The sequence below is a fragment of the Brevibacterium pityocampae genome (assembly GCF_039541555.1).
Lineage (GTDB): Bacteria > Actinomycetota > Actinomycetes > Actinomycetales > Brevibacteriaceae > Brevibacterium > Brevibacterium pityocampae.
The window spans coordinates 142,959-157,837 of the sequence record NZ_BAABGL010000006.1 but is presented as its reverse complement, the minus strand read 5'-3'; the positions used below and the strand labels follow the sequence as shown (position 1 = coordinate 157,837).

Below are 14,879 nucleotides of genomic sequence, written 5' to 3'. Positions count from 1 at the left end.
CGCAGTGAAGCTGTACTCCTCGGGAACGGGGCACCGGCGGTCGCAGGATCGCCGATTTCAGCTGGTCGTGCTGATACCTTCGCCGCACCCTTCACCGCTGAGCACGTGTACCGCCTGGGCCTTCTTCCTGGCCGCAGCAGTGTTCGCCTGAACCCGTCGAACTCTCCTGCACGCCCGATCACCGCAGTTCGTCGCCCGTGCGCCCAGAGGATCGAGTATCCTACCGCGGATCACGCACTCGCTCGGTTCCAATTCCCCCGGAACAAGCAATCACGGGAGGCGCCCCCGGGTCGCCTGAAGGCACACGCAGAGAAGCGGGGCCGGGACATGAGTCCCGGCCCCGCCTCAGCGTGCCTGCGCTATGCGCCTGCGCTCAGTGCGCGTGGTTGCCGCGATCGTATTCGTAGACGAGTCCGACGAGTCCGACCAGGGCGATGAGTCCTCCGAACGGAACGATCCACCATCCGACGGCCACGCCGACGAAGCAGATCCCGGCACCGGTGGCGACGGTGATCGGCCACCAGCTCCACGGGCTGTAGAAGCCGTACTCATAGGCTTCATCGGAGATCTCGCCGTCGAGGTCGTCGGCGGCGATCCGTCCGATGCTCCTGTCGTGGAGGAAGAGGTACCCGCCGATCATCAGGGACATGAGCCCGACGAGGAGGATCGCCGGGAATCCGACGAGCTCCTGGAAGTCGGTGAGGAACCCGTAGATGAAGGCGATCGGGAGGAAGAACAGGATGCCCGAGCTGAAGATGATGGCTGATGTCTTCACTTCTTCGTCCTCTCCACCACTGCGTACGCGTCACGATCGTAGCCGGCCAGCTCGAGCAGCTCCGGGTGGTTCGCGTCGAACGCAGGGCGCTCGGAGCGGATCCGGGGCAGCGAGGTGAAGTTGTGGCGCGGCGGCGGGCACGAGGTCGCCCACTCGAGGGAGGAGCCGTAGCCCCACGGGTCGTTCACCGTGACCTTCGGTGCCCTGCGGGCGGTGACCCAGACGTTCCAGAAGAACGGGATCATCGACAGACCCAGGATCAGCGAACCTACGGTGGAGATCTGGTTCATCCACGTCCAGCCGTCCTGCGGCAGGAAATCCGCGTACCGGCGCGGCATGCCATCGGCACCCATCCAGTGCTGGATGAGGAACGTCATGTGGAAGCCGATGAACAGCAGCCAGAAGTGGATCTTGCCGAGCGACTCGTTGAGCATCCGCCCCGTCCACTTCGGCCACCAGAAGTAGAACCCGGCGAACATCGCGAACACGACCGTGCCGAAGATGACGTAGTGGAAGTGGGCGACGACGAAGTACGAATCGGACACCTGCTGATCGAGGACCGGGCTGGCGAGGATGACCCCGGTCAGCCCGCCGAACACGAACGACACGAGGAACCCGAGGGACCAGAGCATCGGAGTCTCGAAGGTCAGGGAACCGCGCCACATCGTGCCGATCCAGTTGTAGATCTTCACACCCGTCGGCACCGCGATGAGCATCGTCATGAACGCGAAGAACGGGAGGAGGACCGCACCGGTGACGTACATGTGGTGGGCCCACACGGTGACGGACAGCGCGGCGATCGCGATCGTCGCGTAGACGAGGCCCTTGTATCCGAAGATCGGCTTGCGGCTGAAGGCCGGGAAGATCTCCGACACGATGCCGAAGAACGGCAGTGCGATGACGTACACCTCGGGGTGGCCGAAGAACCAGAACAGGTGCTGCCAGAGGATCGGCCCACCGTTCTCCGGGCTGAACACGTGGGCACCGAGGATGCGGTCCGCACCGAGCGCGAGCAGCGCGGCGGCCAGCGGCGGGAAGGCCATCATCACGAGGATGCCGGTGATGAGGACGTTCCAGGTGAAGATCGGCATCCGGAACATCGTCATGCCCGGCGCACGCATGGTGATGATCGTGGTGATGAAGTTCACCGAGCCGAGGATCGTGCCGAAGCCCTGGAACGCCAGGCCCATGACCCACAGGTGTCCGCCGACCCCCGGAGTGAAGGTCGTGTTCGACAGCGGGGCGTAGGCGGTCCAGCCGAACGAGGCAGAACCCTGCGGGGTGAGGAAGCCGGCGAGCGCGATGAGGCTGCCGAACAGGAAGAGCCAGAACGCGAAGGCGTTGAGACGCGGGAACGCGACGTCCGGCGCGCCGATCTGCAGCGGCATGATGACATTGGCGAACCCGGAGAACAGCGGGGTCGCGAACATCAGCAGCATGATCGTGCCGTGCATGGTGAACAGCTGGTTGTACTGCTCCTTCGTCTCGATGATCTGCATCCCGGGCTCGAACAGCTCGAGCCGGATGAGCAGCGCCATGACGCCGCCGATGCAGAAGAAGATGAAGGAGGCGATCAGGTACATGTACCCGATGGTCTTGTGGTCGGTGGAGGTGATCCAGTCGACGACGATCCGACCCTTGCTCCTGGGGAGCGGATCCCGGGTCACCGCGGTCGTGGACCGGTTCTCAGCGACGGCTGTCATTGTTCAGCCCCCTCTTCCTGCTCATAGGGATTCTGGTACCACTCGGTGCGGTCGTAATCCGGGCCGAGGATGCCGGTGTTGCCCTGCTCGCGCAGGCTGTCCGTGTATTCGATGAACTCGTTCTCCGGAACGACCTCGACGTTGAAGAGCATCTCTGCGTGGAACTCACCGCAGAGCTCGGCGCACTTGCCCACGTAGGTGCCCTCCTTGAGGGGACGAAGGTGGATCGACGACTCGCGTCCCGGGATCATGTCGCGCTTCTCGAGGAAGGCGGGGACCCAGAAGGAGTGGATGACGTCGCGCGAGCGCATGACGAGTTCGATGTCGGTGTCGGCCGGCAGGTAGAGCGTCGGTGCGTCGTAGCCCGGCTGCTCGGTGCCGTCGAGGTTGACCTGGACGCCGGCGTAGTGGACGTCCTCGGTCACATAGTTGAAGTCCCAGGCCCACTGCTTGCCGACGACCTCGATGACCTGCTCTCCCGGCGTCTCGTCGTCGATGGTCTTCTCGAGGGCGCTGACGTTGTGGAAGAAGAAGCCCACGACGAGGATGATCGGGATGACCGTGTAGAGGATCTCGATCGGCATGTTGTAGGCCAGCTGCACTGGCAGGCCCCGGTCCGACTTCTTGCGCCGGAAGGCGATGACGCACCAGAGGATGAGTCCCCAGGTGACGAGGCCGACGAGCAGGGCGGCGATCCAGCCGCCGTTCCACAGCGCGGTGTAGGCGTCCGTGTGGGAGGTCGCTCCCTTGGACTCCACCGGGAAGAACCCGACCTCCCAGACCTCGCGGGAGCACCCGGCGAGGAGGGCTGTCATGGCAACTGCGCCGACGGCCACGAGCCGTCTGGGCCAGATCCGTCGCTTGCCGCGCACTGGCTGATTCGGAGAATCCACGTGCAGCCTTTCACAACTTCCGTCGATGACCGTCCGCCCTGGTGGGCCCGCCCGCGCGCACTCCTGCGCGCCGTGCTGGCCGCCGCCGGCGGGGCGGATCACCGAATTCTGATTCTGTCTCCACATACCTTACCGCTACGCACGGTAGAAAATCACACTCAACTGCTCAATCGGTGAGAAAAGCCTGCGAATGATTCCGCTCGAGCGCGCTTCGCAGGGCGGACAGGTACTCGAAGGCGCTGATCTCCGACACGCCGAGGCGCGCGAGGTGCGGAGTCCGCCATTGCGTGTCGATGAGCCAGGGGGCGGGATCGTCTGCGCCGTCGAGGATCCCGACGAGGTGCGCGAGTGCCGCCTTCGAGGCGTCGGTGCGGGTGTGGAACATCGATTCCCCGGCGAACACTCCCCCGAGTGCGACCCCGTAGAGGCCGCCGACGAGCTCTTCGTCGGCCCGGACCTCGACCGAATGCGCATACCCCGCCCGGTGGAGCACGAGGTAGAGCTCGATGAACTCCTCGGTGATCCAGGCCCCGGGCCGGGCCGGGTCGGCGCACGCCCGTACGACCGCGGCGAAATCCGTGTCGACCGTCACGGAGAACCTTCGCATGGACCGCCGCAGGCTGGTGGAGACGTGCAGCTCACCGGGCCGCAGCACGCCACGGCGGCGCGGTGCCCACCAGCCGATCGGCCCGGAGCCGCCCTCCCCCAGCCCCATGGGGAACAGTCCGGCTCGATACGCAGAGAGGACCTGGGTGATGCTGCGCAGCTCGCCGACGGCGCGCAGATCACCCAGGTCCATGTCGTCTCCGGACTCCGGCGGAGGCGGTTCGCGGTGCGGATCGAGATCCGCCGCCGCGGCCTCAGTGGAAGGAGTCACCGCAGGCGCACGAACCGCCCGCATTCGGGTTGTCGATCGTGAAGCCCTGCTTCTCGATGGTGTCCGAGAAGTCGATGGTCGAGCCGTTGAGATACGGCACGCTCATCCGGTCGACGATGACTTCGACGCCGCCGAAGTTCCGCACGGCATCGCCGTCGAGGAACCGCTCGTCGAAGTAGAGCTGGTAGATCAGGCCCGAGCAGCCGCCCGGCTGCACCGCCACCCGGAGCCGGAGATCGTCCCGGCCCTCCTGCTGGAGGAGGCTGCGGACCTTGTCCGCGGCCGCGGTGGAGAGATCGATCTCGTGCACCGGGGCTTCGTTCGTGACTGTCATCGGGGACTCCTTCGCAGACATGTGGTTCGGACACAGGCTACATGAACGAACGCCCGTCCCGGGTGCATTATTCCGCCGACTCCGCGCCGTGTGCGAGGCGGTCGAGCAGCAGCGCCTCGGACACGATCGCGGAGGCGAAGTCGGGCAGATAGAGCGATTCGTTCGCGCTGTGCGCCCGGGCGTCGGGATCCTCCACCCCGGTGACGAGGATCGAGGCCGCCGGGAACACCGCGGTGAGATCGGCGATGAAGGGGATCGAGCCCCCGAGCCCCATGCGCACGCACTCGACACCGAAGCCATCGCTGAGCGCCTGCTGGGCGAGCGCGGTGACCGGGTCGTCCGCATCGGCCTGCCACGGGCTGCCGCTCTCCTCGGGGCCGAACTCGATCTGCGCGCCGAACGGGACCGCCTCGGCCAGGTGCTGCTTGACCGCGGCGAGTGCCGATTCCGGCGAGTCGCCCGGCGCGAGCCGGATCGAGAGCTTGGCCCGGAGCGAGGCCTGCAGGGTGTTCGAGGAGTCGTCGACGTGCGGGTTGTCGAGACCGATCACGGTGATCGACGGCTGCGCCCACAGGCGGGAGGCCAGCGAGCCGGAGCCGATGAGCGCAGTGTCCGGCAGCACCCCCGAATCGCGGCGCAGCTCCCCCTCCTCATACTCGACGTCGGCGGTCTCCCGCCGCACGAGGCCGGGCACTGCGACCGCTCCGGCGTCGTCGTGGAGCGTGGCGAGCAGCCGGGTCATGGCGAGCATCGCATCCGGCACGAGGCCGCCGTACATCCCGGAGTGGACGGCGTGATCCAGGGTGCGCACGGTGAACTCGAGTGCGGCCATCCCCCGCAGGCTCGAGGTCAGCGCGGGGACGCCGGCCGCCCAGTTTCCGGAGTCGGCGACGACGATGACGTCCCCGGTGAGCCGTTCCCGGTAGCGCTCGAGGAAATCCCGGAAGCTCGGCGAGCCGGCCTCCTCCTCGCCCTCGACGAACAGCGTCACGCCCACCCCGAGCCGCTCGCCCAGGAGTTCGAGCGCGGTGAGGTGGACCATGATCCCGGCCTTGTCGTCGGCGGCGCCCCGGCCGAACAGCCGGTCCCCCACCCGGGTCGCGGTGAATGGCGGGGTGTCCCACAGCGATTCGTCACCGGTGGGCTGGACGTCGTGGTGGGCGTAGAGCACGACCGTGGGCCGACCGGGGGGCGCCGGGATCGAGGCGACGACCGCAGGGTAGCCCGGGGTGCCGTCGGGGGTATGCGCGGTGAGGATGTCGACGCGGTCGAACCCGGCGGCCCGCGCGAGATCGGCCACCGCCTCGGCACTGGCGCGAACCGGAGCGGGGTCCAGCGTCGGCCAGGCGATCGACGGGATCGCGACGAGCGAGCCGAGCGAGTCGAGCACGCGGGGCATGATCGCCTCGAGCTCGGTGCGGAGGGCGGCGGCGGTGAGGGGTGCGGTGGATGCTGGATTCGAATCGGTCATGCGTCCGATACTATTGAATGCGTGTTTGGACGGAACAAGAACCCCGAGACCCCGAGTGCGAGCGGCTCCTCCGCCGCCGACCCTGCGACGACGCCCGACGGCGGGGCCGGCTCGCCTGCACCCGGGCACCCCGAGGCACCCGCGGCGGTGAATCCGGCAGAGGCGAAGAAGAACCGTCCGACCCCCAAGCGGAGCGCGCAGCAGGCCGCCCGCAAGCAGCCGCTCGTGCCGCAGGACCGCAAGGTGGCCAACCGGCGCGCCCGCGACGAGATGCGCAAGCAGCGCGACCAGGCGCGGATCGGCGTCATGCAGGGGGACGAGAAGTACCTCACCGCGCGTGACCGCGGACCGCAGCGCCGCTACGTCCGCGATTTCGTCGACGCGCGCTGGTCGATCAGCGAGTTCTTCATCCCGCTCGCGCTCATCGTGCTCGTCGTCGGCATGTTCGGCGGCCCGGACTTCCAAGTCATCGCGAACATCATCGTCTACGGCATCCTCGCGCTCGTCATCCTCGACAGCGTGGTCCTCAACTACCGCGTCAAGGCCCGGATGGCCGACAAGTTCGGCGGCCGCGACCGGCTCGAGAAGGGCCTGACGTTCTACCTCGTCATGCGCTCGATCCAGATGCGCCCGCTGCGCATCCCGAAGCCGCAGGTCAAGCGCGGCGAGTTCCCCGCCTGATCGCGCGCAGCAGGCGGCCGGGCCAGAACGGCCCGCCGTAGATCATCCCCGAGTACACCTGCACGAGGTCGGCGCCGGCGGCGAGCCGCGCCCGCACATCGCGGGCGTCGGACACCCCGCCCACGGAGATCACCGCGAGCCGGTCGCCGACGTGCGCCTTGACGAGACGGAGCACGTCGAAGGCCCTGCCGGCGAGCGGCCGGCCCGAGATCCCGCCGGCCTCGGCGAGGGCGAATCTCCGGTCCGACCCGTCGAGCACCGTCCGGTCGATCGTCGTGTTCGTCGTGATGAGCCCGTCCACCCCGGTGCGCAGGGCGAGCTCGGCCACCGCGATGACATCGGCGTCGGCGAGATCGGGAGCGATCTTGACGAGCAGCGGCACGTGGCCCAGGCGCGAACGGGGCGCCGGCACGGCGGACGCGGCGGCCTCCTGGACGGCACGGATGATCGGCTCGAGGGCGGCGGTGGACTGGAGGTCGCGCAGCCCCGGTGTGTTCGGCGAGCTCACATTGATGACCAGGTAGTCCGCGAACGGGGCGAGGATGCGCGCGGACTCGCGGTAGTCCTCGGCCGCCCGCACGGCGTCGACGACCTTGGTCTTGCCGAGGTTGACGCCGATGATCGGCTGCCTTCCCAGGGGCATCCGCGCGACCCGGGTGCGGGCGGTGCGGAGGTTGAAGGACGCGGCGCGCGCACCGTCGTTGTTGAAACCCATCCGATTGAGGATCGCGTCGTGGTCGAGGAGCCGGAACAGACGGGGTCGCGCGTTACCCGGCTGGCTGTGCGCGGTGATCGTCCCGACCTCGATGTGCCCGAAGCCCAGCAGTGCGAGCGCACGGACGCCGGCGGCGTTCTTGTCGAACCCGGCCGCCAGCCCGACCCGATTGGGGAAGGGCAGGCCCAGCACCTCGGCGGGATCGCCGGTGCCGGCGCTGAACAGGGCGCCGAGTGCGGCGCGCACACCGGGGACCCGGTCGAGCGCCCGCAGGCCGCCGAAGCTGATCCGATGAGCGCGCTCGGCGTCCATCGGCACGAACACGGTGCGCAGTATCAATCGGTACACGCCTCCATCCTAACGGCGGGCGACCGGGCCCGGCGCGCCTCGCGCCCCGGCGCTCACCGCGATGCCAGGACGACGGACTACGATCAGTGAGCAGGACAGCAGCCCCGACGAAAGGACATCCATGACCTCCCCCACGATCGACATCACCGCTGACGGCACCGCCCCGGCGAAGGCCCGGGCGGACGTGCTCGTCCTCGGCATGCGGTCCCAGGACGGCACCGCCGCCCTCCCGGCCGGCATCGATCTGCCCAAGGGTGCGCAGTCGGAGCTCGGCGCGGCGGCCGCCGCGGTCGGCTTCTCCGGCGCGGTCGACTCGCACGCGCGCATCCCGGCCCCCAAGGGCGTCGCCGCCCGCTCCGTGCTGCTCGTCGGCCTCGGTGAGTTCGATGAGCTCGACATCGTCGGCGAGGCAGGCGCCGACGAGGCGCATGAAGTCCTCCGCCGGGCGGCCGGCACCGCGGTGCGGGCGCTGTCGAAGGGCGAGTCCGTCGCCCTCGCCCTGCCCGCGGACACCGCTTCCGCCGCCGAGGCGATCGCCACCGGTGCCGGGCTCGGCGCCTACCAGTACACCGAGTACCGCAGCACTCCGGAGGCCAAGCGCCGCCCGACGGCGATCTCCGTGCTCACGACCGACAAGGACGGCTCGCACGGCGTAACCCGGGCCGCTCCGGTGGTCGCCGCGACGAACCGGGCCCGCGATCTCGTCAACCAGCCCCCGCTCGACCTCTATCCGGAGACCTTCGCGGACACCGTCGCCGCGCAGGCGAAGGGACGCAAGGTCAAGGTCACCGTGCTCGACCCCGCGCAGCTCGCCGCGCAGGGCTACGGCGGGCTCACCGGCGTGGGCCAGGGCTCGCCGCGCGGCCCCCGCCTCGTCAAGCTCGAGTACAGCCCCCGCAAGGCCGCCCGTCATCTGGCTCTCGTCGGCAAAGGCATCACCTTCGACTCCGGCGGGCTGTCGCTCAAGCCGGCGGCCTCGATGGAGGACATGAAGTCCGACATGGCCGGTGCCGCGGCCGCGGCCCAGGCGCTGTTCGCGATCGCGGACCTCGGCCTGCCGGTGCGCGCCACCGCCTGGCTCGCGCTCGCCGAGAACATGCCCAGCGGTGAGGCCCAGCGCCCCAGTGACGTGATCCGGATCTACGGCGGGAAGACCGTGGAGGTGACGAACACCGACGCCGAGGGGCGCCTCGTCCTCGCCGATGCACTCGTCGCCGCCCAGGAGGAGGATCCCGACCTCGTCATCGACATCGCCACGCTCACCGGCGCGCAGATCGTCGCTCTCGGCACCCGGGTGTCCGGCGTCATGGGCACCAACGGCGCGCGCAACCGGGTGGTGCTCGCCGCCGGCGCGACCGGGGAGCAGATGTGGCCGATGCCCTTCCCCGAGGAGATCCGCCGCCAGTTCGATTCCACGGTCGCCGATCTCAAGAACTCCGGCAAGCGCCACGGCGGCATGCTCGCCGCCGGCATCTTCCTCGCGGAGTTCGTCGCCCCCGGTGTGCAGTGGGCGCACCTCGACATCGCCGGACCGTCTTACAACACGGAATCCCCGTGGGGCTACACCCCGGCAGGCGGCACCGGGGTCCCGGTCCGCACCCTCATCGAGGTCGCCGCGCAGCTCTCCGGACGCTGAGCACCGGCCCGGCCCCGCGCGTGCACCCGAGTCCGGCTCGCCCTCTGGCGGGCGGGCCTCCGGGCTTCGGGCGTGAGGCGGCTTACAGCAATTCCGGCACCTCTCATCACGACATTTCCGTCGATTAGTGGAAAGATGATTGGAAACGTGCCGTCACCCTCGGCACACCCCTTCAGTACTGCGAGGAGCGATCCGTGAGCGATCCGGACAACACGTACGATCTCGTCGTCCTCGGCGGTGGCACCGGAGGATACGCCGCCGCCCTGCGCGCCGCCCAACTCGACATGAAGGTCGCGCTCATCGAGCGCGACAAGGTCGGCGGCACGTGCCTGCACCGGGGCTGCGTCCCCACGAAGGCCCTCCTCCACGCGGCCGAGGTCGCCGACTCCGCGCGCGAGGCCGGCGGCTTCGGCATCGAGGTCGAGTTCCAGGGTATCGACATGCCCAAGGTCCTCGACTTCAAGCAGGGCATCATCGACCGGAACTACAAGGGCCTGCAGGGCCTCATCAAGGCCCGCGGCATCGACTACATCGCCGGCGAGGGCAAGCTCGTCTCCGAGGACACCGTCGAGGTCACCAACGACGAGGGGACCATGGAGGTCACCGGCACCCACATGGTGCTCGCCACCGGGTCGACCTCGAAGACCATCGGCATCGACATCCGTGATCGCGTGATGACGAGCGAGCAGGCGCTGACGTACGACGAGGTGCCGGAATCGGCCGTCGTGCTCGGCGGCGGCGTGATCGGCGTCGAGTTCGCCAGCGTCTGGGCCTCGTTCGGCTCGCAGGTGACCATCGTCGAAGGCCTGCCCCACCTCGTCGCGAACGAGGACGAGTCGATCTCCAAGGCCCTGGAGAAGGCGTTCAAGAAGCGCAAGATCGGTTTCCAGGTGGGCGTGAAGTTCGACAGCGTCGAGCAGGACGACTCCGGGGTCCACGTGAAGCTCGAGGACGGCTCCGTCATCGACGCCCAGGTGCTCCTCGTCGCCGTCGGCCGCGGTCCGGTGACCGAGGGATTCGGTTTCGAGGACCAGGGCATCACGCTCGATCGCGGATTCGTCATCGTCGATGAGCGCCAGCGCACCGGGGTCGGGAACATCTACGCCGTGGGCGACATCGTGCCCGGGCTGCAGCTGGCCCACCGCTCTTTCGCGCAGGGCATCTTCGTCGCCGAGGAGATCGCCGGGCTGTCCCCGGCCCCGATCATCGAGTCCGGGATCCCGCGGGTGACCTACAGCGAGCCGGAGATCTTCTCCGTCGGCCTGACCGAGAAGAAGGCCGCCGAGGAGTACGGCGAGGACAGCATCGAGAAGGTCGAGTACCCGCTCGGTGGCAACGCCAAGTCGGCGATCCTCAAGACCAACGGGTTCATCAAGGTCGTGCGCGAGAAGGATGGCCCGGTGCTCGGCATCCACGGCATCGGCGCGCGCCTGAGCGAGCAGGCCGGCGAGGCGCAGCTCATCGTCAACTGGGAGGCGTTCCCCGAAGAGGTCGCCCAGCTCATCCACGCGCACCCCACGCAGAACGAGGCGATCGGCGAAGCGCACCTGGCGCTCGCCGGCAAGCCTCTCCACTTCCACAACTGATCCCGAGGGAGACACACCATTATGTCCAACTCCGTGCAGATGCCGGCTCTCGGCGAGTCGGTCACTGAAGGCACCGTCACCCGCTGGCTCAAGGAAGTCGGTGACGAGATCGAGGTCGACGAACCCCTGCTCGAGGTGTCGACCGATAAGGTCGACACCGAGATTCCCAGCCCCTACGCGGGCGTGCTCGAGCAGATCCTCGCCGACGAGGACGATGTCGTCGAGGTCGGCGGTGACCTCGCGGTCATCGGCGACGGCTCCGACGACTCCGCCGACGCGGACGAGTCCGAGGATTCCGCCGATGCCGAGGCGGATTCCGATGCTGAAGATTCCTCCGACGACGCCCCGGCCGACGACGAGTCCGCAGCCGACGAGGATGAGGACGACGCCGATGACGAGGACGACGACTCTGCTGATGACTCAGCCGGCGAGGATTCCGCCCCGAAGTCGGATTCGTCCGGCTCCGGCGAGGCCACCGAGGTCACCATGCCGGCGCTCGGCGAGTCGGTGACCGAGGGCACCGTCACCCGCTGGCTCAAGGAGGTCGGCGACGAGATCGAGGTCGACGAGCCGCTGCTCGAGGTCTCCACCGACAAGGTCGACACCGAGGTCCCCTCGCCTGTCGCCGGCGTCGTGCAGAAGCTCCTCGCCGAGGAGGACGACACCGTCGAGGTCGGCGAGCCGCTGGCACTCATCGGCTCCGGAGCTCCCACCGAGGACAGCTCGGATGGCGAGTCCGGCGCGGACGACACCGCCGATGACTCTTCGGACGACTCCTCCGACGATGAGGTCGCCGATGCCGAGGACCAGGCCGACGCCGAACCCGAGGACAAGGCCGACGAGGCCGCGGAGACCGACGCCGAGGGCGAGAAGGCCGCGGAGAAGGTCGATGCGGAGACCGATGAGGACCCCGAGCCGGACACGGGTTCCGGGCAGGAGTCCGAGAAGTCCGAGCCCGCCGGGAAGTCTGCGGAATCCGCGCCTGCGGAGAAGTCCGAGGGCCGCTCCGGACGCGATATCTCCGCCACGGTGAGCGCCGAGAACGCCGCCTACGTCACCCCGCTGGTCCGCAAGCTCGCGAAGACCAAGGGCGTGGACCTGTCCACGGTGTCCGGCACCGGAGTGGGCGGCCGGATCCGCAAGCAGGACGTGCTCTCCGCGGCGCAGAACGCCGCGGCCTCGCAGGCGGCGGCCCCCGTCGCCGGCGGTGCGGGCGAGCAGCGCGAGGCGTATACGCACGAGATCCCGGAGGAGGCGCAGAAGCTCCGCGGCACCACCGAGAAGGCCTCGCGCATCCGCCAGACGATCGCGTCGCGCATGCACGAGTCCTTGCAGACGACCGCGCAGCTCACACAGGTCATCGAGGTCGACATGACCCGGGTGGCCAAGCTGCGGGCCGCGCACAAGGACGCCTTCGCGCAGAAGCACGGGGTGAAGCTCAGCTTCCTGCCGTTCTTCGCCAAGGCGATCGTCGAGGCTCTGCAGGTCCACCCGAAGGTCAACGCGGTGTACGACGTCGAGGCCAAGGAGATCACGTACTTCGATCACGAGAACCTCGCGGTCGCCGTCGACACCGAGCGCGGTCTGCTCGTCCCGGTGATCAAGGACGCCGGCGAGCTCAGCATCGCCGGCCTCGCGAAGGCCGTCGACGACCTCGCCGCACGGACCCGTGAGAAGAAGATCGGGCCCGATGAGCTCACCGGCGGCACCTTCACGGTGACGAACATCGGCAGCGTCGGAGCGCTCTTCGACACCCCGATCATCAACACCCCGCAGGTCGGGATCATCGGCACCGGTGTCATCACCAAGCGTCCGGTCGTCGTCAAGACGGCCGACGGGGAGGACAGCATCGCGATCCGCGACATGGTCTACCTGCCGCTGACCTACAACCACCAGCTCGTCGACGGTGCGGATGCGGGACGCTTCCTGCAGACCATCAAGGCGCGCCTGGAGGACGGCAACTTCGAGGCGGACCTCGACCTCTGATCCACGGGTCTCCTCGCTGCAGGGGCGGGATGAGCACTGTGCTCATCCCGCCCCTGCGGCGTCTCCGTCCGTGATCCGGTAGACGCGCCAGCCGTCCGCGCCGTAGCGCAGCTCCACCCGGATGCTCACCCGGCCGTGGTCCTCGGCTGTGCCGTCGGGCGCGCTGGTCGTCGTGTGCATGCGCACCGCGAGCCGTGCCGAATCCCCGTCGGCCTCGGGCTCCCCGAGCAGCTCGAGCATGATGGTCACCCTCGTACCGCTGTGCTCCTCGACGGGCGCACGGGCGTCCGCCCGGGCCGCCGGCGAACCGGGCACCGTGAGGGTGGACAGGGCTTCGGCGTCACCGGCTTCATAGGCTGCGGCCCGGGCCTCGGTGAGGACCCGGAACGCCGTGAACGGGTCGTCCCGGTCGAACAGCTCCGGAGCGGCCGTCGTCGCGGACCCGGGCGGGGCGGAGGCTGCCGGCGGAGAGGACTCCGGCGTCGCTGCCTCCGCACCGGCGCTGCCGGACGGTCCGGATGCGGTCGGCCCGGGCGCAGCGCTCGGCCCCGCGGTCGTCCGCTGCTCGGTCTGGAGAGCGGGCAGGAGAACGAGGACCCCGATGACGACGGCGAGCATCGCACCGATCGCCGCGAGCGGGCGCAGTCCGAGCCGACGCAACCGGGCCGCGACCCGCGCGAGGCGCTCGCCCGGGGCGAGGGCACCGAAGTGCCCCGGCCACCGGCGAGGCCTCCCGCTCCTCCGGTTCCCCGCCGTGCTCCGGTGCTGAGCCCTCCTCCGACGTGTGCTCCCGTCTCGCCCCGCATTCCCGTCTCGACCCGTTGCTCCGCGCCGACCGGCCGCCCGACGGAGTCGACCCACCCCGGACGGGGCCGGTGCCTGCACGGTCCCCGCACTGCCGACTCCCCCGCTTCCCGCGGCGCTGCGCGCTCTCCTTGCGCTCCCGGCACCTCCGCGGGTCGGCTCCGCGGTCCCGGTGTCCTCAGCGGCTCCGGGGTCATCAGCGACGCCGCCGTCTGCGGGACCGGTGCGGCCGCGTGCGCCCCGTCCGTTCGCCGCAGCCGCGAGCCGCTCCGCGTACCCGGCATCGATCCGGATCTGAGCGGTCACCGCATCGGCGACCGGAACTGCGGCCTCCGCGGGGAGGAACGGGAACGGCTCAGCGTCGCCGGCGGCGGCGAGTCGAGCGGAGAGCGATCTCGGCAGCCCGTGGATGTCGAGGTCGAGCTCCGCGGCGGCTTCGAGCAATTCGATGACGATGACCGCGAGCGGCTCCGCCGGCGCGTGGCGCAGCGATCGCACCGGGATCGCTGCCTCGGTCCAGGTCCGTCCGGTCAGGCACAGGTACCCGATCTCCCCGAGCTCGACCTGCGGCTCCACCGCACCGGCCGCCGCCGTGTGGCACGGGACGGTCCGGATCGCCCCCTCGGCATCGAGGGCGAACACGTGCCGGTGCAGGCGGGTCCGGCCCGGCGGCGCTGCAGGGGTCTCCGCCAGGGCGGTCAAGCACTCCTGCAGGACACCGATCGTCTGTGCGCTCGACAATCCCCCACACGAGCGCAGGACATCGACGAGCAGCCCGCCGGCGAACCGCGGGACCCGGACCCCGGTGGCCTCGTCGCCGCCCGGCCCGAGGACCGTGATGTGCCGGATCCCGGTGGCGCCCCCTCGTGCTTCCTGCAGAATCGCCTCGGCTGCCGCCGGTTCGCCTGGGAGGAACCACGCGGTGTCCTCCCCCGCACGGATCCGGGCGATCCCCGGTGCCACCTCGGCCTCGACGTGCCATTGCCGGTCCACGCTCGGCTCCTTCGCTCGCGGTGATGGTGGAGCACCGGTCCGGCGCCCGTCGGAATCACTCTGTTGATCTCGCTCAG

12 protein-coding genes are annotated in these 14,879 nt (G+C 69.4%); 4 read left to right on the top strand and 8 right to left on the bottom strand.

All coding sequences use genetic code 11. The features are described 5' to 3' along the window. Window positions 1–373 precede the first annotated feature (373 nt). From ABD883_RS06830 to ABD883_RS06805, 6 genes are all read right to left on the bottom strand, one after another. The gene (locus ABD883_RS06830; protein WP_137319646.1) at window positions 374–775 is read right to left on the bottom strand and encodes a cytochrome c oxidase subunit 4; all 402 of its coding nucleotides are present in this window, start codon (window positions 773–775) and stop codon (window positions 374–376) included. Then, complete coding sequence (gene ctaD, locus ABD883_RS06825) at window positions 772–2,478, bottom strand: aa3-type cytochrome oxidase subunit I (protein ID WP_137319645.1); 1,707 nt, start codon at window positions 2,476–2,478, stop codon at window positions 772–774. Before ctaD ends, ABD883_RS06830 begins: the two co-directional genes overlap by 4 nt. Beyond that, on the bottom strand, window positions 2,475–3,371 hold the full coding sequence (gene ctaC / locus ABD883_RS06820; protein ID WP_425548420.1) for an aa3-type cytochrome oxidase subunit II: 897 nt from the start codon (window positions 3,369–3,371) through the stop codon (window positions 2,475–2,477). Before ctaC ends, ctaD begins: the two co-directional genes overlap by 4 nt. Before the next feature lie 166 nt (window positions 3,372–3,537). Then, entirely contained in the window at window positions 3,538–4,170 is a 633-nt protein-coding gene (gene aat, locus ABD883_RS06815) for a leucyl/phenylalanyl-tRNA--protein transferase (protein WP_217494856.1), read from the bottom strand. 61 nt (window positions 4,171–4,231) lie between these two features. After that, window positions 4,232–4,582, bottom strand: coding sequence for a HesB/IscA family protein (locus ABD883_RS06810; protein ID WP_175406957.1), 351 nt, complete (start codon window positions 4,580–4,582; stop codon window positions 4,232–4,234). Window positions 4,583–4,649: 67 nt separating this feature from the next. Beyond that, window positions 4,650–6,053, bottom strand: coding sequence for a dipeptidase (locus ABD883_RS06805; RefSeq protein ID WP_247619072.1), 1,404 nt, complete (start codon window positions 6,051–6,053; stop codon window positions 4,650–4,652). 21 nt (window positions 6,054–6,074) lie between these two features. On the opposite strand from ABD883_RS06805, the gene ABD883_RS06800 reads away from it, so the two are divergent. Then, entirely contained in the window at window positions 6,075–6,734 is a 660-nt protein-coding gene (locus ABD883_RS06800) for a DUF3043 domain-containing protein (protein WP_247619071.1), read from the top strand. Here ABD883_RS06800 and ABD883_RS06795 read toward each other — a convergent pair. After that, entirely contained in the window at window positions 6,709–7,797 is a 1,089-nt protein-coding gene (locus ABD883_RS06795; RefSeq protein WP_137319640.1) for a quinone-dependent dihydroorotate dehydrogenase, read from the bottom strand. The two genes, ABD883_RS06800 and ABD883_RS06795, sit on opposite strands and share 26 nt — an antisense overlap. Window positions 7,798–7,918: 121 nt before the next feature. Here ABD883_RS06795 and ABD883_RS06790 point away from each other — a divergent pair, with 121 nt between their 5' ends. The 3 genes from ABD883_RS06790 to sucB all read left to right on the top strand — a co-directional run bounded on the left by ABD883_RS06790 (window position 7,919) and on the right by sucB (window position 13,005). Next, the gene (locus ABD883_RS06790; RefSeq protein ID WP_345030958.1) at window positions 7,919–9,433 is read left to right on the top strand and encodes a leucyl aminopeptidase; all 1,515 of its coding nucleotides are present in this window, start codon (window positions 7,919–7,921) and stop codon (window positions 9,431–9,433) included. A gap of 194 nt (window positions 9,434–9,627) precedes the next feature. Next, a complete protein-coding gene (gene lpdA / locus ABD883_RS06785) occupies window positions 9,628–11,019 on the top strand; it encodes a dihydrolipoyl dehydrogenase (RefSeq protein ID WP_345030956.1) in 1,392 nt (463 codons plus the stop codon). A gap of 21 nt (window positions 11,020–11,040) precedes the next feature. Then, window positions 11,041–13,005: a 2-oxoglutarate dehydrogenase, E2 component, dihydrolipoamide succinyltransferase gene (gene sucB, locus ABD883_RS06780; protein WP_345030954.1), complete on the top strand. Its 1,965-nt coding sequence runs from the start codon at window positions 11,041–11,043 to the stop codon at window positions 13,003–13,005. 42 nt (window positions 13,006–13,047) lie between these two features. Here the strand turns inward: sucB and ABD883_RS06775 are convergent, their stop codons facing one another. Continuing rightward, on the bottom strand, window positions 13,048–14,802 hold the full coding sequence (locus ABD883_RS06775) for a hypothetical protein (protein ID WP_345030952.1): 1,755 nt from the start codon (window positions 14,800–14,802) through the stop codon (window positions 13,048–13,050). Window positions 14,803–14,879 lie beyond the last annotated feature (77 nt).

What these genes read in the sequence shown, in the direction of transcription:
- ctaD (WP_137319645.1), bottom strand. Translation starts at nt 2,478, where the DNA reads ATGACAGCCGTCGCTGAGAACCGGTCCACGACCGCGGTGACCCGGGAT.
- aat (WP_217494856.1), bottom strand. Translation starts at nt 4,170, where the DNA reads ATGGACCTGGGTGATCTGCGCGCCGTCGGCGAGCTGCGCAGCATCACC.
- ABD883_RS06810 (WP_175406957.1), bottom strand. Translation starts at nt 4,582, where the DNA reads ATGACAGTCACGAACGAAGCCCCGGTGCACGAGATCGATCTCTCCACC.
- ABD883_RS06805 (WP_247619072.1), bottom strand. Translation starts at nt 6,053, where the DNA reads ATGACCGATTCGAATCCAGCATCCACCGCACCCCTCACCGCCGCCGCC.
- ABD883_RS06790 (WP_345030958.1), top strand. Translation starts at nt 7,919, where the DNA reads ATGACCTCCCCCACGATCGACATCACCGCTGACGGCACCGCCCCGGCG.
- sucB (WP_345030954.1), top strand. Translation starts at nt 11,041, where the DNA reads ATGTCCAACTCCGTGCAGATGCCGGCTCTCGGCGAGTCGGTCACTGAA.